The sequence below is a fragment of the Pseudoalteromonas sp. KS88 genome (assembly GCF_004766475.1).
GTDB lineage: Bacteria > Pseudomonadota > Gammaproteobacteria > Enterobacterales > Alteromonadaceae > Pseudoalteromonas.
This window is the reverse complement of the sequence record NZ_PYHV01000007.1, coordinates 264,349-284,627: the sequence shown is the minus strand read 5'-3', so window position 1 is coordinate 284,627 and position 20,279 is coordinate 264,349. Positions and strand designations below refer to the sequence as shown.

Below are 20,279 nucleotides of genomic sequence, written 5' to 3'. Positions count from 1 at the left end.
CGCTCTTAGGGGCGCTGAGTTTTAACATGTTAGAAAATCAATTTTGGCTTAAGAAATCACTTGAGCAAATGTCATCATCAGAATGGGAAGCCATTTGTGATGGTTGTGGTAAATGCTGTTTGAATACATTTATTGACAGTGAAGATGAAGACGAGTTCACGGCTACGGATCAACTTCGTGAAGGCGAAGAGCTTATTTTTACAAATATAGTATGCCAATACCTAGATAACAATACATGTGGCTGCAGTGAGTACGAAAACCGCCAAACACTTGTACCGTCTTGTGTAAAACTCACCAAAGAAAACCTCGACAGTATTTTCTTTATGCCGCAAAGCTGTAGTTATAGGCGTTTACATGAAGGACGTGGTTTGGCTTCATGGCACCCCTTAAACAATAACGGTAGCAAAGAATTGATGCACGAACTGGGTATATCAGTGCGTGATAAGACTGTTAAAGATTGTGATGTAGAGCTGGACGATTTTGATTTATATGTTGCTCAATGGCCAACACAGGACTTTGACTAATGACTCAGTTAGTATCAACAATAGGATTAATTAACCCTAAAAGCCCAACTAACGTTGGAGGTGTATTACGTGCCGCGGGTTGTTATGACGCCAAACAAGTATTTTTTACTGGCACACGCTATTTAAATGCCCAAAAATTTCACACTGATACAAAAAATGTGGTTGAGCGTATTCCACTGACACCCGTTGATGATCTTAAAAGTGCAATTCCTCCAGGTGCTAAAGTGGTTGTCATCGAGCTAATAGAAGGAGCAACGCCGCTGCCTGAGTTTACGCACCCTGACAATGCGTTTTATGTTTTTGGACCAGAAGATGGGTCAATTAGCAAAGATGTTCTTAAGTGGTGTGATGAAGTGGTGTATGTACCAACAATTGGATGCATGAATTTGGCAGCAACGTGCAATGTTGTGCTATACGATAGGCTTGCAAAGTTAGGTGGAGTTGAAAGCTCAGATAATACAATTATCCAAAGCCGTGACACGAACAACAAAATGAGCTGGGTAAAGCCACTGATCTAAAATTGAAATGATGCACTGATCACAGGACCATGGGTGAGTGCTTCGTATTCATAATTGTAGTTTTCTACAGTATTACGGCTATCAAACTCCAAATAGCTACTTTTATAAAGTGCGGAGACATCCCACCGCGGCGTCAATTTATAAGTAACTCCAAGCTTAAAAGTACCCGATAACGACTCTTTAAACCCGTAACCGCCAATATTACCTGAAGATGTTAATTCCCAGTTATACCCAATAGGCTGGCTTATCTGATAAGCTAATTTTAAACCTTCTGTCTTATAATTAATCGGTCCAATAAGGCGAGGAATCTTAATTTCATTATACAAATCAACTTGTGGTTTTGAATAAAAGTGATTTAGACCTATCGAGTTTACCCAGTTAGAGGGAGATGATTTGGATGAAGAAATAGATTTAAACAAAGGAGCAAGTGACACTGAGATAAGCGTTTCAGCTTTAACCGCTGCCAATGAATGATTGCTTGCTGATGAAGCAATTAAATTGACCAAATCATTTTGACTACTAGTTGATTCTATACCTTTTTCTTGTATTGGCCTTGTGCCATTGTGAGCTATATTTATAGCAGTCGCATGGTCTAATTTAAGTTCCCAAGATTCACAATACCCATTTAATGAATACAAACCGAAAAGCATTATAGATATACTCAACACTGTGGTGTTCATTCGCTCTCCAATAAGCCAGATTTATTTATGTAAAAAAATAAGTTTTATGTCTAAAAGTTTGAGTCTGTGTATTTTATAGTTTGAAACAACTTGCACCCTAAAATGCATCCAATCCTTAACTTTTGTAATTGAAATTTAACTATAGTCGTTAAAAATGCTGAATGAGAAATACCTATACAAAAATAGCTGTATAAACTTACTAAGCACAGAAATAACCTCGTTATAAAATTGACGACTTTGACTAGCAAAAGTTAGGAGTCTACTTGGAACGTTCCTAATAATAGTTTGTGATCTTCTTGATGCTATGTGTAAAATCAGTAGCAACTTGTTAATGGAGTGAAAACCACGTGAGTGAAATAAATACAAACCAACATTTTGAAACAAATGAGCAGCAGCAAAATAAAAACTATCTGCCAGCTTTAACGGCAATGACCACCCTGTTTTTTTTATGGGGGTTTATAACGGTTTTAAATGATGTGTTAATTCCTCGTTTGAAAGGCGTTTTTGATTTATCTTACACCGAAGCAATGCTTGTGCAGTTTTGTTTTTTTGGTGCATATTTTATTGTTTCTTTACCTGCGGGCTTACTAGTTAAAAACTTTGGCTATAAAAATGGTGTTTTATCGGGTTTAGTGGTTGCTTCAATAGGGTGTTTATTGTTTTACCCTGCGGTCGTAGTGCATGAGTATTGGCTATTTTTAACCGCTTTATTTGTGCTTGCTGGTGGCATTACCGTATTACAAGTTTCGGCAAACCCATATGTTGCGGCGCTTGGCCCTGAAAAAACAGCTTCTTCACGCTTAAACTTAGCTCAAGCATTAAATTCGCTCGGTACAACAGTGGGCCCTTATGTTGGAGGGATTCTTTTCTTTGGCGCTGCGGGCTCTTTAACTGCCGGTGCTGCATCTGCTGAATCGGTTAAAATTCCATATTTAATGCTCGCCGCTGCACTACTAACCATTGCTGTTGTATTTGCATTTTTAAAGTTGCCTGAAATAAACGCCCACAAAGAGCAAAACGACTGTAAGGCGAAAGATCATTCTTTAACTAAAGCGCCTCACCTTATTATGGGTGTGGTTGGTATATTTTGTTATGTAGGTGGTGAAGTTGCTATTGGTAGCTTTTTAGTTAACTTTTTTGGTGAGGCACATATTGCAGGGTTAGAAGAACATGCAGCTTCAGCACTGATAGCTTATTACTGGGGTGGGGCAATGGTCGGTCGGTTTATCGGCTCTGCTTTAATGCAAAAAGTAGCGCCATCTAAAGTATTGGCCTTTAATGGATTTGCGGTTATAACATTGTTGCTAATCACTATTTTTACGCAAGGAAATGTTGCTTTGTACAGCGTGCTTGCCATTGGTTTATTTAACTCAATCATGTTTCCAACCATATTCTCTCTGGCGATTAAAGGTTTGGGTTCTCAAACAAGTAAAGGTTCAGGCTGGTTATGTTTGGCTATCGTTGGTGGTGCACTTATCCCTTTACTGCAAGGGTTTGTAGCAGACACTATGAGTATTCAAGATAGTTTCTTTATACCGGCTCTTTGTTATGTATTTATAGCTTGGTATGGTCTTAACGTTGTTAAATTATCAAATAGATGGCAACAACTAGTCAGTAAATAATTTTTTATAAAAAACATCCGTTTTATAAAATGCACTTGCCTTGGCAAGTGCATTTTTATTTATTGTATCTATACCCAAGCTACGAGTGTCGTTGAAATTAAAAGCGGCTTAGGCAAGGCATTGACCGATACAATAGTGGTTCTATTGCCAAAACTAATAACGCAGTAGGCATCGTTTTTAAACCAACCCTGTGAAATGCGCAATTTTGTATCTTGAGCTGGTTTGGTTATATATAAAGTTAATTGTTGTCACAGCACAATTAATAGCATTACCAATCAGCTAAACCTGTTATATAAAATTATTGAATACGTATTCACTACAAAAGCAATGAAAAATAATAGGATCGTTCCAATAACTGCTTTACATGATTAATTTAGAATTTTAACTACACTGTAATGACAATATATAAATGATATTGTTAATTATCTGGCAGCTTAGACTTATTTAATAAGCTTTATGCTTCACATTAAGTAAATCACAGTTAGTACTAAATGCTTATTTTTGTTGTTAATAGTGTGACAAATAGCGATTAAATGAGACAAATTAACTGTTATTTGTTAAAACTAAGGTGCTAATTAAGAAAAATAAATAGGCTCCCTATGCAAAGCTCCTTAAAGTTTACAACCAAAGTTACTATTGCAGCATCAATCGTTTTAGTGTTGGTGCTTGGTTTGTTTACTATCAATAATTTTATTTCAATGCGGACCCAAACCCAACAGCAGCTATCAGCAGTGCTGCAAGAAAGCTCTCAATCTGTGTCACAAAATATTGCTAATTGGCTTAATAATAAATTGGCAATTGTTGTTTCCGTTGCCAAAACTCACCAGCAAACTGACTCTGAAGCTTTAACGTTGAGCCAACTTAACACCGCTGAAATGGCGGGTAGCTTTAAAAATACTTATATAGGCAAGCCAGATGGTACATTTGTGCTAAACGATCAAAGTATTGTTCTCCCTGCAGATTACGATGCCACAAAGCGGCCTTGGTATAAACTAGTCGAAAATAAAACGAACACTGCTTTTACCACACCTTATATCGACGTTACGACAAATGAACTCACGATATCGGCAGTGGCACCGATCACCATAAATGGTTCATTCAATGGTGTAGCAGGTGCCGATATTGATATGAAAACAATCACTAAAATTGTAAACGAGATTGATTTTTTAGGGTTTGGTTATGGCTTTCTACTTGATAGTAATGGACGAATTTTAAGTCACCCAAATACTAAATTGAACGATCAAAACATGGATAAATTGTTTGCCAAAAATCTTCCCTTGGAATCTCAATTTGTTGAAGTTGAAATTAATGGCGATGACTTTCTAGTTTCCTTTACCAAAATTAAAGGAATTGAAAATGTTAATTGGTATCTTGGTGTTGTAATTAACAAAGAGATTGCTTATTCCTCTGTTGCATCATTTCGTAATATGGCCGCTATATATATGGTTTTAGGTGTGTTTGCGATTGTTCTTATGATGCAGTATTCACTGCGTTATTTAATGCGCCCAATGGGCAGACTAAATGACGCTATCAAAGATATTGCGCAAGGTGAGGGTGACTTAACACGCCGTTTAGAAATAGAAAACGATGATGAATTTGGTGAGCTATCGGCCTATTTCAATGCGTTTATTGATAAAATTCACACTTCAATTGATCAAGTTAAAACCACAACAGTGCAACTAGAACGCTCAGTCGAAAGCCTTGTAGAGCAAACAGAATCAACCTTGAATATGTATAGCGACCAAACTAAGCGAACGGATAGCGTTGCAACTGCAATCAACCAACTTTCATCCAGTGCAGTTGAGATATCTAATAGTGCAAGCCATGCATCTAGCCTTGCTACTGATGCAAATGCACAATCGGTGCAAAGCCAAAAATCGTTAAACGAAAATATAGCGGCAATTAACTCGCTGTCTACTAATATGGAGAAAGCTCAAACAACCATCAACAGTGTTGCCAAACACTCTGCTAGTATTGAACAGGTGCTTGAAGTCATTAAAGGGGTGAGTGAACAAACCAATTTACTGGCATTAAATGCAGCAATAGAAGCAGCTCGAGCAGGAGAAGCGGGCCGTGGTTTTGCTGTTGTTGCGGATGAAGTGAGACAGCTTGCTCATCGAACGCAGCAATCGACAAAAGAAATTGAAGACACAGTTGTGCAATTACAAAAAGGGTCAGAAAGCGCTGTAAATGTTATGAAAGCGAGTTTACTCGAAAGTGATAACAGCGTAAAACAAGCTCATGTTGCTGGCGACAAAATGGCAGACGTTACTAAAGCAATTGAATCAATCGATAATGTTAATCACAGTGTTGCCAATGCGACCACAGAGCAAAACCATGTAATTCAATCCTTAGATAGTGATATTCATACAATTAGTGAGTTATCGCAGCAGGGTCAAGTTAACTTAAACAATACGTTGGAAGAGTGTACGCGTTTGAAGTTGGAGTTTGATGATCTCGAAAAAATGGTTCTTCGTTTTAAAGTATAATTATATAAGAATAATAACTCGTTAATGCCAAAATTTGAAAATAAATCAAGTTGGTTAAGTTTAATCAACATTGAAAACGTTTACAGCGCGGAAAATCAACGCCGCGCTTTTACTTTTTTCACCATGATATTCGTAGCTTTGATTCTTATCACAACGTTAGTTGTTTCAAATTACGACGTCTATCCAATATTTTTAACCGTTACCCTCATAGTGTCTGACATTAGCTTATTGTTGTTTGCTTTGTATTTTTATAGAACAGGGCGCTTCAACACTATTGCAGTAATAGTGCTAACCATTATATGTATTTTATGTTTGGCGCTTGTTTATACTGGAGGAAAAGAAAGCACTGCGCTTTATTGGGTAATGTTCTACCCCGTGGTGGCATTTTCTACACTAGGGTATCGGCTAGGATTTGTCCTTGTATCACTTTTATTATTTTTCACCAGCTTATTACTTTATGGGCCAAGTGTTGGTCAAGTTGAATACCCTGTGACCGAGAAGGGTCGGTTTACTGCTGCGTTCTCACTTGTGTTTCTTTTTAGTTTGATTGGTGAGTACTTTAGAAATAAGAGCCACTTAGAGATAGCAGATATGACCTTGTCGCAAAAAAAAGATGCTCATACCGACCAATTAACCGGCTTAGCTAATAGACGCTTCATATTGAGTCACTTCTTGCCACTTACTAGCGCTAACCCTGCTAAATATTTACCGTTAAGTATATTATTAATCGATTTAGACCACTTTAAAGTTATTAATGACACCTACGGCCATAATACTGGGGATAAAGTGTTAGTTGATTTTGCTACTTTACTTGAAGATCATTTAAGAGTTCACGATATTAAAGTACGTTATGGTGGCGAAGAGTTCATGGTCATTTTACCTGATACAGCGCTTTCAACAGCAGCAACGATAGCTGATACTTTATTAGAGCAAGTAGATAAAAAAGTCTTTATTTATGAAAACATAAAAATTGATCTTACATGTAGCATCGGTATTTCAGAGGTTACACAGATAACACAATTTAATGAAGGTATTAAGCTTGCCGATGACAGGCTCTATAATGCTAAAAATAGTGGCCGCAATCGTGTTGTTTACTCAGGGAGTAATTTTTTATAGTGTCTAACAAAGCAAAGCTTATCTATATTTATGATCCTATGTGTAGTTGGTGTTGGGGATATGCACCTGCCTGGCATGAACTAAAGCAAGCCCTTGATGGTATTGTAACTATTGAATACCGTGTTGGTGGCTTGGCCGTTGATAGTTCAGCGCCAATGCCTGAGCACATGCAGCATATGTTACAAAACACTTGGCATACAATAGGCAACAAACTTGGTACCAAATTTAACTTTGACTTTTGGCACACGTGTCAGCCTAGACGTTCAACTTATCCAGCATGCAGAGCCGCTTTGCTGGCTCGAAAAGTAAAAAAAGAAGCAAAAATGCTTGAAGCGATACAACATGCTTATTACCTTCAAGCACGTAACCCCTCAAACAATAATGTGTTAGCAGAGCTTGCCCAAGAATTAGGGATAGCAACGAAAGAGGATTTCGAACAGCAGTTAACCTCACCCAATTTAGATAAAGAGCTAATGACAGAGATAGCAGGTGTCAGAACATGGCCTATACAAGGTTTTCCTTCATTAGTTTTAATTGCTCACGGCAGCATATATCCTATCTCTATAGATTATATTCATTGGCAACTTACCTACAGTACAATTGAGGACATTGTTAGCAAGTTATGATGCGGCTTTATAAATAGTCTCTAACGCAGCATTAATGCTAAGCAGGCGCTGTCGTTTGGTAGCAATTTACGCTTTGTTGTCGCCATGGGTGGCTCTCTAACTTAAATGAAATTTAATCCGGCAAGTTCATCATACCCCATTTAGATGTTGTTAATTATTTATGCTTCGTTGCCTGTCATAATATTTGTTTTCTATTGCTCACACTGTAATTCTGAAATTCATATCAATTTCAATGATTTATAATTTAAGCATCACCCTAGTTGTATTATTTATTACAGCTGTAACAAAAAAGACTTTTTCAAGCAACACTCTTGTCATCTTTAATCTCTAAACTTTCGCTCATTAAAACAAACCAATAGTAATTAACGAGTAAGGTGTATGCGATGATAGGCGTTAAACCATTGATTCTTGCAGGTATTGTAGCAGCAACTGCCACAGTACAAGCTAATGAGCTTAATACGGTAATTGACAAAAGTAGTGAAATTAATAAATCAGCTGCGCAATCACAAACAAAAATAGACAAGATTGCAGACTCTATGCAAGGTCGTCTTCAGCAATTTACAGCACTAAACAAAGAGATTGATGGCTTGGCTGTATACAACGCACAGCTAACCAAGCAATTAAATAATCAGATCACAGAAATGGAAGACTTGAATGCTTCTATGGATAAAGTATCTGTGATTGAACGTCAAATTACGCCATTGATGATCCGAATGATTACGGGTCTTGAACAATTTGTATCGCTTGATGTGCCTTTCTTAAAAGAAGAGCGTGCAAAACGAATTGCATCGCTTAAAAGCATGATGGACCGTGCTGATATCAATTCAAGCGAGAAATTTCGCCGCCTTTTAGAAGCTTACCAGGTTGAAGTAGATTACGGTCGCACAATTGAGGCTTACACAGCATTACTTAGTGTAGAAGGCCAAGAGCGCGAAGTTGATTTTTTGCGCATTGGTCGTTTAGAGCTTATCTATTTGACGCGTGATGGTAAAAAAGCTGGAAGCTGGGATCAGCAAACAAAGTCATTTGTTGTGCTACCAGATTCAACAATTAGCCAAATCAGTAAAGGCTTACGCATTGCTCGTAAGCAACTTGCCCCAGATATGTTAACACTACCAGTACACGCGGCTGAATAAGAGGTTTTTGACGATGAAATTACTTACTAAAATGACAAAAATGGCCGCACTTGTAACTGGCTTAGGCTTTGCTGCAAGCAGCATGGCAGCAGAACCAATGGATTTAGATGTGTTATTAAAAACCTTAGAACAGGGTAAATCAGCGCAATCTGCACAAAATCAGCAACGTGAACAAGAATTCAAATCACGTCAAAACGAACAAGTACAAATGCTTCAAGACACGCAGGCCAAGCGCAATCAAATGCTTGCACAGTCTGAGCGCCTTGAAACCCAGTTTGAAGAAAATGAAGTTAAACTTGCTAATTTAACAGACACTTTATCAAACCGTATGGGTTCACTAAAAGAACTGTTTGGTGTACTGCAGCAAGTGGCAGGGGACTCAAGCAATAAGTTTATGACCTCAGTTGTATCTGCCCAAATTCAAGATCGCAGCAAATTTATGGATGAACTTGCTGTTAAGATGGGTTCAACCTCAAACCTTGCTTCAATCGAAGATATTGAACAAGTGTGGTACGAGCTACAACGTGAAATGACAGAGCAAGGTAAAGTTTCTCGCTTTACGACAGACGTTATCGTAGAAGGCGGTGCTAAAGCTCAACAAGAAGTTGTTCGAGTGGGTGCATTTAACCTTATTTCTAACGGTAAATACTTAGAATACAACGCAGCTACAAATACAATTAGCCAACTTACACGTCAACCAGTATCGCGTTTTACAGCGACTGCTGAAGATTTACAGAGTGCGGATTCAGGTGTTGTGCAATTTGCACTTGACCCTACAGGTGGTTCAATTCTTGGTTTATTAGTTCAAGCGCCTGATACTGAGGAGCGAGTTCATCAAGGCGGTACTGTCGGTTATGTAATTTTAGGTGTGGGTGTTATTGCGCTACTAATTGCTATTGAGCGTTTCTTATCGCTTATGCTGATTGGCGGCAAAGTTCGTCGACAACTTAAAGATAACGTGGCGCGTGATGACAACCCACTGGGTCGTGTAATGAAAGTAAAAGACCAATACCCTGATGTTGCTCATGACACTTTAGAACTTAAGTTAAGCGAAGCGATTTTACGCGAAATGCCTAAAATCACCCGTAACTTAACGCTTATCAAGATTATCTCAGTGGTCGCACCGCTACTGGGTTTACTCGGTACAGTAACCGGTATGATCAATACCTTCCAAGCAATAACGTTGTTTGGTACAGGTGACCCGAAACTAATGGCGGGCGGTATTTCACAAGCACTTGTAACAACAGTACTGGGTCTTGTTGTGGCAATTCCAACCGTATTTTTATACACCTTGCTTAATACACGCGCTAAAAACATCTTGTTAATTATCCAAGAGCAAAGCGCAGGTATCATCGCCGAACGTAGCGAGAAGGGAGCATAAACCATGGTGCAGTTGATTGACTCAATCAATGCTATCCGTGATTTTCTCGACACTGGTGGCCAAGTTCTCTTGGTCATCGGAGTGTTAATCTTCGCGATGTGGTTATTGATACTCGAGCGATTTATATTTTTCTTTCAAGGTTACAAACAATACAAACGCGATGTAAAAGCCACTTGGCGTAGCCGAGATGAGCGTAATAGTTGGAATGCAGAGCAAATTCGTCAGGCGATGATCTCACGCGCAGGTATGCAGCTTAATACTAACTTAGCGTTAATTAATGTGATGGTTGCGCTATGCCCGCTGCTTGGCTTACTTGGCACAGTAACAGGCATGATTGAAGTGTTTGATGTAATGGCAGTGACAGGCACAGGCAGTGCTCGTTCAATGGCATCGGGTGTATCTAAAGCAACTATCCCAACAATGGCGGGAATGGTTGGTGCGCTCTCTGGTGTATTTGCCTCTACATTTTTACAACGCCGTGCGAAACGTGAAGTCGAGTTACTTGAAGATAATATGGTTTTAGACCACTAATAAAAATTTTTGTAAAGCAGCCAAGCGCTGCTTTACCAAGGAGTAAAAAATGAGAGCCCCATTAGGTAATTTATTACAAGAAGACGAAGCAGAAGAAATTAACATGACGCCAATGCTAGACGTTGTTTTTATCATGCTTATCTTCTTCATTGTAACAGCTTCATTTGTTAAAGAAGCGGGTATTGATGTAAATCGCCCTGAAGCGGCAACCGCGGTTAAAAAAGAACGTGCGAACATCTTAGTTGCTATCTCTGATACGGGTGAAATTTGGATTAATAAACGTAAAGTAGATGAGCGTGCTGTACAAGCCAATATCGAACGTTTAAAAGCAGAAAACCCACAGGGTAGTGTGGTTATTCAAGCAGATAAAAAAGCCACCACTGAAGTATTAATTAAAGTGATGGATGCATCACGTGCAGCTGGCGCTTTCGATGTTTCAATTGCTGCGCAAGAAGCGTAATAAGGAACTGATATGTTGCGATATTTAGTTGCATTAGTAATTGCAGGTATTGTTACTTTTTTACTTTTTTTAGGCATGCAAGCGTTGATAACGGGTGGTGAAGGCGCTATGAGCGAGCCTGCAAAAGGCAATGTACTTGATTTTGTTCGTTTGAAAAAAGAAGAAACAGTGCAAAAGAAAGAGCGTAAACCACAAAAGCCGCCAAAGCCGAAAGAGCCGCCTCCGCCAATGGATTCACCGCAAATGCAAAACAGTGACCCTAACGCAAGTGCTTCTAACTTTGATTTTGGAGCCAATGTAGAAGCTGACGTAAACCTAGCTGGGGGTTTAGCACTTGAATCGAGTGATGGCGAATATTTACCAATTGTAAAGGTGGCGCCTGTTTACCCTAGAAGAGCGCTCTCAAGAGGGATCGAAGGGTACGTCATTGTAGAATTTATAGTGACTAAACAAGGCACGGTACGCGACCCACAAGTTGTTAAAGCTGAGCCCGAGTCACTATTTGACCGAGCTGCGATGGATGCGGCACTTAAATTTAAATACAAACCACGCGTAGTAAACGGAGAAGCCGTTGAAGTTGCGGGTGTACAGAACAAAATCTCATTCCAAATAAACGGATAGAGTAGCGAGGCGATTATGAAACCATTAAAAATTGCACTGATTTGTGCCACTGCATTCACCACGAGCTTAGCGTTGCCGACAGTTGTTAGCTCTATACCTGGCGTAAACATCGCGACAGCCTATGCGGCAGAGCAAAAAACTAAGCGTGTACCAGCACTGCGTGAAAAAGTATACAGCCAACTAGCACGTGCGCAAAAGCTAGCTGATGACGGTGATGCAAAAGCCGGGTTAGAAGCTCTTGATAGCATAAAAGAACGTGCATCAAGTATGAATGACTATGAAATAGCTATGATGCATAACTTTTATGGTTTTATTTATTACAACGAGAACGATTTAGCAAAAGCGATTGCATCATTTGAGAACGTTGTTAATGCTGAGGCTATTCCTGAAACATTACGCCTAAGTACGACTTTCAGTTTAGCGCAGTTGGCAATGGCAAATGGTGATTACAACAAGGTTATTTCATTCTTAGATGATTGGGATGAAATTAACACCAAGCCAAAAACCGATGCTTATTATGTGTTAAAGGCCCAAGCTTTTTATCAAATGAAAGACTACAGCAAAGGCATTAACAGCATCAATCAAGCAATTGCGCAAGCTGACAGTGAAGGCAAAGAACCCAAAGAAAACTGGTTAGTTTTACAGCGTGCTATGTACTACTCGCTAAATAAACCGCAAAGTGTAGTTGGTGTGCTTGAGCGCATGGTTAAACTTTATAATAAGCCTGAATACTGGGTACAATTAGGCGGTATGTACGGTGAAACGGGGGCTGAGAAAAAACAGTTGGCTGTTTTAGAAGCAGCATACCAGCAGGGCTTTTTAACCTCTAAGTCTGCGTTAACTCAGCTTTCACAAGTGTATATGTATAATGGGCTTTCTTATAAAGCAGCCGATGTGATGCAGCAAGCTATGGCGTCGGGTGTAGTTGAAAAAACAGCTAAAAATTATGCTTTTATCGCTGAGGCAATGGTACAAGCGAAAGAAGATGAAAAATCAGCACAATTTTTCACAAAAGCTGCTGACTTATCAACTCATGGCAAGTATGACCAGCGATTAGCTGAAGTGCTAATAAATACGCAGCATTACAACAAAGCGGCTGATGCTGCCCGTGCTGCACTGGATAAAGGCGGGTTAGATTTTGAATCAAACGCGTACGTTGCATTGGGTATGGCGCAGTATAATTTAAAGAATTTTGATGCGTCTATATTAGCGTTTGAACAAGCTGAAAAGCACAAAAAATCACAACGTTTAGCGACACAGTGGATCAAGTACGTTAAAAACGAAAAAGTCCATGCAGAGACACTTCGCACCGCTTTACTTTAAGTAATCGCATACGCGTTTACTGAGCAATTTATAATCGCAACACCAAAGCCGCCTTCGGGCGGCTTTTTTCATTTCTATAAGCCTAAGTTATTGTAATAAAATGACTTAGATTGTCATTTTATGTTTATTAAAGTGTAACCTCTCTGTCATACAGCTCCCGTAAGGTAGTCACGTTGAAAAACTCAAGTGACCTTAAAGCATGTCAATCGTGTTTTAAGCTGACTTGGGTTTTATTTAAATGCACTAACAAAATAATTAAATATCTTAACGGAGTGAACAATGAAATTATCTGACTTATTTAAAGTTAGTTTAGTAGCAGCAGCGGTTTCTTTAGCAGGTTGTGGTGGTGACTTAGTCGTAAAAGAAGGCGACGCCAATACAACAGTTAATGAAGGCGACACTATTAATAATAATTATGAAAATGGTGGCGACAATGGTGGTGATAATGGCGGCGGCGATTCAAGCCGTGATGATTCACAAAATGCTACAACTGGTTTCCCTACCGATATTGATAATGCATTAGTTCAAGGTTTAGCGACTGATGTTTCAAGCTCTTTCCCACAAATTACTGATAAGCCAGTTTATAAATTAGCTGCTGATACTGTATTTACAGCAGATGTTTCGCTTACAAACGATGCACATTGGATACTACAAGGGCGTACAGCGGTTGGTAATGACCGTGCTGACAATACCGTTCTTTATATTCAACAAGGTACTACACTAATTGGCGAAACAGGCGATGATTTCCTTGTTGTACGTCGTGGTTCTCAAATTGAATCAGTAGGTACTGTTTCTCAACCTATCACGATGACATCTATTCAAGATGTAACGGGTGCTGAAACAGGCATTGGCCAATGGGGCGGTTTAGTTCTTTTAGGTAATGCTCCGGCAAACTCGTGTGGTGACCAAAAAGGTGAAACAACAACTGAAGAGCTTGCAGGTTGTGGTGTTCCAGCTGAAGGTGATGCTGGCTTGTTCGGTGGTGAAGACGAAGCTGATAATTCAGGTACTATCAAGTACGTTGTTGTTAAACAAGCAGGTAAAGCGCTGGGTAATGGTGATGAATTAAACGGTATTACGTTTGGTGGTGTTGGCTCTGCAACGACTGTAGATTACATCCAGGTTCATGAAAATCTTGATGATGGTATCGAGTTCTTTGGTGGTACAGTGAATGTTAGCAATGTTGTTTTAACTAGCATTGGTGATGACTCATTAGATTGGTCTTTTGGTTGGACAGGTAAAGCAACTAATGTATACATTCAACAAGCTGCTAACCTTGGTGATAATGCAATTGAAGCAGATAACTCAGAGTTTGATTCAGAAGCATCACCGCTTACAAATCCTTCTATCGAGAATGTAACTATTGTTGGTGCAGAAGGTAACAACGGTATCCGCTTACGTGCAGGTACAGCAGGTGTTTTAAAAAATGTATTTGTTACAGGTCCTGCTACGTATGAAAATTGTCTACGTGTAGGCTCAGACTCTGTACCTCGTGCAGAAGATGGTTCTTTAACTATCACTAACTCAATTGTTGCGTGTCAAACGCCGGCTAACAACTTCGGAAGCGAAACCATTAACGGCGGTACAGTTCAAGCTTGGTTTGAAGGCCAAGATGACAACCAAACACTGACACCAGCACAGCTTATGTTAGACGATAACGGCTACATGCCATTAGCGGGTTCTCCACTTGTTGCTGGCACACAAATTGGTGCGTTTAATACATCTAATAACTGGATGGAAGGCTGGACTGTTGCAATCAACGGCGGTTTCCCTTCAGATATAGCTAATGCACAAGAGCAAGGTTTTGCGACAGATGTATCAAGCGAGTTCCCACAAATTACCGATAAACCAGTGTATCGCCTAACTGAAGACACTGAGTTTAACGCAGATGTTACCTTAACAAATGACGTACACTGGATCTTAAACGGCCGAACTGCTGTAGGCGGTGATAGAACAAATAGTGCAACATTATATGTTCAAGCAGGTACAACGTTAATTGGTGAATCAGGTGATGACTTCCTAGTTGTTCGCCGTGGTTCACAAATCAATGCGAATGGTACTGCAACAGCACCAATCACTATGACATCTATTCAAGATGTAACAGGTGCAGAAACAAATATTGGTCAATGGGGTGGCGTTGTATTACTAGGTAATGCACCAGCTAACTCATGTGGTGATCAAAAAGGTGAAACGACCACTGCAGAACTAGAAGGGTGTGGTGTACCAGCTGAAGGTGATGCTGGATTATTTGGTGGTACAGATCCAGAAGATAACTCAGGTGTTATCCGTTATGTAGTTGTTAAACATGCTGGTAAAACATTAGGTAATGGTGATGAACTAAATGGTATTTCGTTCGCTGGTGTAGGTTCAAATACTAAGGTTGAATATATTCAAGTTCACCAAAACCTTGATGATGGTATTGAGTTCTTCGGCGGCACAGTGAATGTGCGTAATGTTGTATTAACAGATATCGGTGATGACTCTTTCGATTGGTCATTTGGTTGGACTGGTCGCGCTCAAAATGTTTACATTCAGCAAAGTGCTGCTGGTGGTGATAACGCATTTGAAGCAGATAACTCTGAGTTCGATTCAAATGCTACACCACTCACTAAGCCGCTTGTATCAAATGTAACAGTAGTGGGTGCTGATGGCGTTAACGGTGTTCGTTTACGTGCAGGTACAGCAGGTGTGTTACGTAATGTTGTAATTACGGGTCCAGATGGTTACAAAAACTGTTTACGTGTTGGCTCAGACTCAGCTTCAAATGCAGAATCAGGTGAGCTATCAATTGAAAACTCTGTAGTTGCATGTAGCACAGACAATAACTTTGGTGACGAAGCAATTGGTTCTGGGAATGTTCAATCATGGTTCGAAGGTCAAACAGGTAACCAAACGTTGACATCTGCAACTTTAAACCTAGCGACTGACGGTTTCACGCCAAAGTCAGGTTCTCCACTGCTTGGTGCCGGTGTTGATGCATCTGACCTTGACCCGTTCTTTACCAAAACAGATTACATTGGTGCGTTTGACGGTGATAATAATTGGATGGACGGCTGGACAGTTGCTGTAACGCCTAACTTCCCGCAATCAGTAACCAATGCACTTGAGCAAGGTTTAGCAACGGATGTATCGGCAAGTTTCCCGCAACTGACTGATAAGCCAGTATATCAACTTAACCAAGATGTGATCTTCACGTCAGATGTTACATTAACAAATGATGCACACTGGATTCTAAAAGGGCGTACTGCTGTCGGTGGTGACCGTGTTGATAGCGCAACTCTATATGTTCAGTTTGGTACAACATTAATTGGTGAGTCAGGTGATGACTTCTTGGTTGTTCGTCGTGGTTCTCAAATTGAAGCAGTGGGTACTGCTTCTCAGCCTATCGTTATGACCTCGATTCAAGATGTAACGGGCGGCGAAACTGATATAGGTCAATGGGGTGGTTTAGTATTACTAGGTAATGCACCTGCAAACTCTTGTGGGGACCAAAAAGGTGAAACAACGGATACTGAACTTCTAGAGTGTGGAGTACCAGCTGAAGGTGATGCCGGTTTGTTTGGTGGTAACGAGCCTGAAGATAACTCAGGTACATTAAAATATGTTGTTGTTAAGCAAGCAGGTAAAACACTGGGTAATGGTGACGAGTTAAATGGTATTACTATTGCGGGTGTGGGTAGTCAAACAGAGCTTGATTACATCCATGTACACGAAAACCTTGATGATGGTGTTGAGTTCTTCGGTGGCACTGCAAGCATTAGTCACTTAGTACTAACTAATATTGGTGATGACTCATTAGATTGGTCTTTTGGTTGGACAGGTAATGCGCAATACGTCCTAATTAAACAAGACTCAACAAATGGTGATAACGCTATTGAAGCTGACAACTCTGAGTTTGATTCAGATGCGTCGCCGTTAACTACTCCTACCATTTCAAATGTAACAATTATTGGTGCTGATGGGGTAAATGGTGTTCGTTTACGTGCAGGTACAGCGGGTGTTATCAAAAACCTAGTTGTTACAGGACCTGATGGATACAGCAACTGTTTACGAGTAGGTTCTGACTCTGTGCCACGTGCAGAAGATGGTTCACTTAACATTAGCCATTCAGTCGTAGCGTGTGCTGCGGCAAGTAACTTCTCAGATACGGCAATTGCAGATGGCAATGTTGAGTCTTGGTTTACAGCCCAAGATGGCAACTCTGTTTTGGAAGCTGCAATGCTTGGTTTAAGTGATAATGGATATATGCCAACGGCTGAATCAGCGCTACTTGGCGCAGGTTTTGACTCATCAAGCCTTAATAGCTTCTTTGATAAGGTCGATTACGTTGGTGCAATGGATGCACAAAATGACTGGACAGCAGGTTGGGTAAAAGTAGGTCTTAAATAACCCTCTTTTTTATCCCGGGTGAGAGCATGCTCTCGCCCAGCTTCTAGTTCATGTTTCGGAGTATAATAATGAATTCTTTTAACCTCTCTAAACTTGGTCGTTCAAAGCTAAATCAAGCAGTTGTTGCTGCTATTTTAGGTTTGTCTATCCACTCAGCTCACGCAGAGCAGGAATCAGACCAAGCAATAGAAGAAGTGGTCGCAGTTGGTCAACGTTTGAAAGGGAGTGCTGGTGCGGTGCTTCAAGAACGTCAAAACCAAGCATTTGTTGCGGACATTATGGGGGCAGATCAAATCTCACGTACGGGTGATGGTGATGCTGCTGCTGCATTGCGCCGTGTAACAGGTTTGACACTTGTTGATGGCAAGTTTATTTACGTGCGCGGTTTGGGTGAACGTTACTCAAGTACGCAGTTAAATGGTATGTATGTTCCCAGCCCAGATCCAACTCGTTCAGTTGTACCATTAGATTTATTTCCAGCAGATATTATTGAAAGTCTAAGCGTACAAAAATCATTTTCACCTGATATGCCTGCGCATTTTGGTGGTGGTAATGTCAATATTAGAACCAAATCAATCCCAAGTGATTTCTTGTTTAAGGTTGAAGTAGGCACCTCTTACGATACAAATAATAGTGACACAGGCTATTTTTATGAAGGAGGGGACGATGACTGGATGGGCCGTGACGATGGAACTCGTGGATTGCCTCAACAGTTTAAAAATGCCTTCGCAGCTGATGGTATTGAGGGTAATTTAGATACCACTTTAGAGCAGCGTAAAGCGTTGATGTCTTCTCTTGACTGGGATATTGGGCCAACAGAGAAAGATGTGCCGCCTGAAATCGATTTTTCAGTTTCGTTGGGGGACCGTTTTGATAGTGATCTAGGTACTTTTGGTGTACTTGCTGCTGTGTCATATGAAAATGAGTGGGAAGTAAGTAAAGAAGAAAACGGTACAAATCTAGGTAGCTTAGGCTGTGAAGATAAGTGCTTTGCGCAATATTATGATGGCACATCTACCGAACAAAATGTTCGCTGGAGTGGAACGTTAAATCTAGGGTATGAGTTTAGCTCTAACCATAAAGTTGAGCTAACTAATATTGCTTTACACGATATGCGTGACCGTGTTCGTGATCGTAACTTCTATGATGCAAACGAAACTGAAGATGGCGTGCGTGACCTTCGTCGTGTTGATGTGGTGTATGAAGAGCGAGAAATGTTCGCTAGCCAGTTAAAAGGCACACATAACTTTGCTGAGTATAATAACTTATTTGTTGATTGGTATGCCGGCACCAGCCGTGCAAACCGAAATGCACCAGGTATGGTTGATGCTGTTTTTCAACGTAATTATGCTGATGACGTATATGTATCAGAGCAACTACAAGATGTTTCAGCCACTAACCTAAGCCGTGAGTTCCAAAACCTGCACGATAAAGTAGACACATGGGGTTGGAACATGGGCATGCCATTTTATGGTGACGGTTATGAACTTGAATTAAAAGCTGGTGGGGATTTCTCTGAAAAATCGCGTGATGCTGCAAATACACGCTTTGGTATAACGCACCGTGGTATTGCTGATGAGTATACATTTGGTTCGCGCTTAGATGAAATTTTTGCTAATGATAATATTATCAACGATGATTTTTATGCAAGTGCTACTGGTGCAGGGATTTTTGATGATAGAACCGCTGACGGTGACAAGTATACCGCCGCTAATAAGCTTGACGCTTATTACTTTATGGCTGATTTTTTCTTAGATAATACGTGGCGTTTCACAGGTGGTGTTCGTTGGGAAGACTTTACCCAAGTATCTATCCCATTTAAAGCTCACAGCAACTTATTTGATGCAACAACCGATGAAATCGTTGATGTTGCGGTTAAAGATGATGACTTATTCCCGTCATTAGCTGTGACGTACATTATGGATGATGAAATGCAGTTCCGCTTAAACTTAAGTGAAACGACAATTCGCCCTGATATGCGTGACGTTAGCTCAACGTATTATGTTGACCCATTAACTGAGTTTTTAGTTCGTGGTTCGCCTAGTTTACAAAGCTCTAAACTAAAAAATATTGATTTTAGATTCGAGTGGTATATGCAATCGGGTAATAATTTCTCAGTGGCACTTTTTCATAAAGACATTGAGAACCCAATTGAAATGGTTGAGCTTGCAGCTGTTGGTGGCGCCGCGCCCCAATTATTAACAGCCAATGCAGAATCAGGCGAGCTAACGGGTATAGAGTTTGATTTTTTATCTGACTTTAGCTTTATTGATTCATCATTGGCTAATATATTTGTCTCAGGTAACTTAACGATTTCTGACTCAACAGTTGATTTAGGAATTGATGACTCAGACGGTGCAGACTCTTTGTTTGAGCAACAGCTAAAAGCTGCGTTAGAAGCAGATTCAGTATCTAACATTGTGACAAATAACGAGCGTCGCTTAGTCGGTCACTCAGAGTGGGTAACTAACTTACAAATGGGTTATGACTCTGATGATGGTTTCCACTCAACATCATTAGTGTATAACGTATTTGGCCCACGTATTATCGTACCAGGAACACGTGGTAATGAAGATGCGCAAGAGCAAGCATTTCATTCACTAGATTTAGTTTATTCTTATTTCCCTAACTTCAATAGTAAAGTGAAGTTTAAAGTTGAAAATATTCTTGGCCAAGATAAAACAATTGAGCAAGAAGGACTGACTTTATGGAAAAAAGAAGAGGGCACTAAATTTAGTGTTTCATATTCTTACGAGTTTTAAGTTTGTTCTGCCCGGGAAGGCGAATATAAAAAATCTAACTATAATTGCCTTACTTACGTAGGGCTTTTTTTTGCCTGCATTTTTGTTATGTTAATTTTATC

General features: G+C 40.0%; 15 protein-coding genes. 14 read left to right on the top strand and 1 reads right to left on the bottom strand.

Translation table 11 applies throughout. The features are described from left to right. Positions 1-26: 26 nt before the first annotated feature. Positions 27-524 (top strand): YcgN family cysteine cluster protein, encoded by a 498-nt coding sequence (locus C7Y70_RS04735; RefSeq protein ID WP_099293582.1) that lies wholly within the window; start codon positions 27-29, stop codon positions 522-524. Then, positions 524-1,042, top strand: coding sequence for an RNA methyltransferase (locus C7Y70_RS04730; RefSeq protein ID WP_135473564.1), 519 nt, complete (start codon positions 524-526; stop codon positions 1,040-1,042). Before C7Y70_RS04735 ends, C7Y70_RS04730 begins: the two co-directional genes overlap by 1 nt. Here the strand turns inward: C7Y70_RS04730 and C7Y70_RS04725 are convergent. Beyond that, complete coding sequence (locus C7Y70_RS04725) at positions 1,039-1,722, bottom strand: hypothetical protein (RefSeq protein ID WP_135473563.1); 684 nt, start codon at positions 1,720-1,722, stop codon at positions 1,039-1,041. The two genes, C7Y70_RS04730 and C7Y70_RS04725, sit on opposite strands and share 4 nt — an antisense overlap. 347 nt (positions 1,723-2,069) lie before the next feature. Between C7Y70_RS04725 and C7Y70_RS04720 the strand changes: the two genes are divergently transcribed. From C7Y70_RS04720 to C7Y70_RS04665, 12 genes are all read left to right on the top strand, one after another. Further along, the gene (locus C7Y70_RS04720; RefSeq protein ID WP_135473562.1) at positions 2,070-3,344 is read left to right on the top strand and encodes a sugar MFS transporter; all 1,275 of its coding nucleotides are present in this window, start codon (positions 2,070-2,072) and stop codon (positions 3,342-3,344) included. 599 nt (positions 3,345-3,943) lie between these two features. After that, a complete protein-coding gene (locus C7Y70_RS04715; RefSeq protein WP_135473561.1) occupies positions 3,944-5,833 on the top strand; it encodes a methyl-accepting chemotaxis protein in 1,890 nt (629 codons plus the stop codon). A gap of 24 nt (positions 5,834-5,857) precedes the next feature. Then, a complete protein-coding gene (locus C7Y70_RS04710; RefSeq protein ID WP_135473560.1) occupies positions 5,858-6,949 on the top strand; it encodes a diguanylate cyclase in 1,092 nt (363 codons plus the stop codon). Between the two features lie 38 nt (positions 6,950-6,987). Next, positions 6,988-7,575, top strand: coding sequence for a DsbA family protein (locus C7Y70_RS04705; RefSeq protein WP_135473670.1), 588 nt, complete (start codon positions 6,988-6,990; stop codon positions 7,573-7,575). Positions 7,576-7,958: 383 nt separating this feature from the next. Further along, positions 7,959-8,711, top strand: coding sequence for a DUF3450 domain-containing protein (locus tag C7Y70_RS04700; RefSeq protein WP_099293320.1), 753 nt, complete (start codon positions 7,959-7,961; stop codon positions 8,709-8,711). Between the two features lie 13 nt (positions 8,712-8,724). Beyond that, a complete protein-coding gene (locus C7Y70_RS04695) occupies positions 8,725-10,092 on the top strand; it encodes a MotA/TolQ/ExbB proton channel family protein (RefSeq protein ID WP_135473559.1) in 1,368 nt (455 codons plus the stop codon). Between the two features lie 3 nt (positions 10,093-10,095). Further along, positions 10,096-10,623, top strand: coding sequence for a MotA/TolQ/ExbB proton channel family protein (locus tag C7Y70_RS04690; RefSeq protein WP_099293316.1), 528 nt, complete (start codon positions 10,096-10,098; stop codon positions 10,621-10,623). A gap of 49 nt (positions 10,624-10,672) precedes the next feature. Then, a complete protein-coding gene (locus tag C7Y70_RS04685; RefSeq protein ID WP_058559390.1) occupies positions 10,673-11,083 on the top strand; it encodes a biopolymer transporter ExbD in 411 nt (136 codons plus the stop codon). Between the two features lie 15 nt (positions 11,084-11,098). Next, positions 11,099-11,704, top strand: a complete 606-nt coding sequence (locus tag C7Y70_RS04680) for an energy transducer TonB (protein WP_180270374.1) — start codon at positions 11,099-11,101, stop codon at positions 11,702-11,704. 15 nt (positions 11,705-11,719) lie between these two features. Beyond that, a complete protein-coding gene (locus C7Y70_RS04675; RefSeq protein ID WP_135473558.1) occupies positions 11,720-13,027 on the top strand; it encodes a hypothetical protein in 1,308 nt (435 codons plus the stop codon). 279 nt (positions 13,028-13,306) lie between these two features. Further along, entirely contained in the window at positions 13,307-17,416 is a 4,110-nt protein-coding gene (locus C7Y70_RS04670; RefSeq protein WP_135473557.1) for a hypothetical protein, read from the top strand. Positions 17,417-17,484: 68 nt separating this feature from the next. Beyond that, on the top strand, positions 17,485-20,178 hold the full coding sequence (locus C7Y70_RS04665) for a TonB-dependent receptor (protein ID WP_135473556.1): 2,694 nt from the start codon (positions 17,485-17,487) through the stop codon (positions 20,176-20,178). The last annotated feature ends 101 nt before the right edge of the window (positions 20,179-20,279 follow it).

Coding starts and splice junctions, on each gene's coding strand:
- C7Y70_RS04735 (WP_099293582.1), top strand. CDS start 27: ATGTTAGAAAATCAATTTTGGCTTAAGAAATCACTTGAGCAAATGTCA.
- C7Y70_RS04730 (WP_135473564.1), top strand. CDS start 524: ATGACTCAGTTAGTATCAACAATAGGATTAATTAACCCTAAAAGCCCA.
- C7Y70_RS04725 (WP_135473563.1), bottom strand. CDS start 1,722: ATGAACACCACAGTGTTGAGTATATCTATAATGCTTTTCGGTTTGTAT.
- C7Y70_RS04715 (WP_135473561.1), top strand. CDS start 3,944: ATGCAAAGCTCCTTAAAGTTTACAACCAAAGTTACTATTGCAGCATCA.
- C7Y70_RS04710 (WP_135473560.1), top strand. CDS start 5,858: ATGCCAAAATTTGAAAATAAATCAAGTTGGTTAAGTTTAATCAACATT.
- C7Y70_RS04705 (WP_135473670.1), top strand. CDS start 6,988: ATGTGTAGTTGGTGTTGGGGATATGCACCTGCCTGGCATGAACTAAAG.
- C7Y70_RS04700 (WP_099293320.1), top strand. CDS start 7,959: ATGATAGGCGTTAAACCATTGATTCTTGCAGGTATTGTAGCAGCAACT.
- C7Y70_RS04695 (WP_135473559.1), top strand. CDS start 8,725: ATGAAATTACTTACTAAAATGACAAAAATGGCCGCACTTGTAACTGGC.
- C7Y70_RS04690 (WP_099293316.1), top strand. CDS start 10,096: ATGGTGCAGTTGATTGACTCAATCAATGCTATCCGTGATTTTCTCGAC.
- C7Y70_RS04685 (WP_058559390.1), top strand. CDS start 10,673: ATGAGAGCCCCATTAGGTAATTTATTACAAGAAGACGAAGCAGAAGAA.
- C7Y70_RS04675 (WP_135473558.1), top strand. CDS start 11,720: ATGAAACCATTAAAAATTGCACTGATTTGTGCCACTGCATTCACCACG.
- C7Y70_RS04670 (WP_135473557.1), top strand. CDS start 13,307: ATGAAATTATCTGACTTATTTAAAGTTAGTTTAGTAGCAGCAGCGGTT.
- C7Y70_RS04665 (WP_135473556.1), top strand. CDS start 17,485: ATGAATTCTTTTAACCTCTCTAAACTTGGTCGTTCAAAGCTAAATCAA.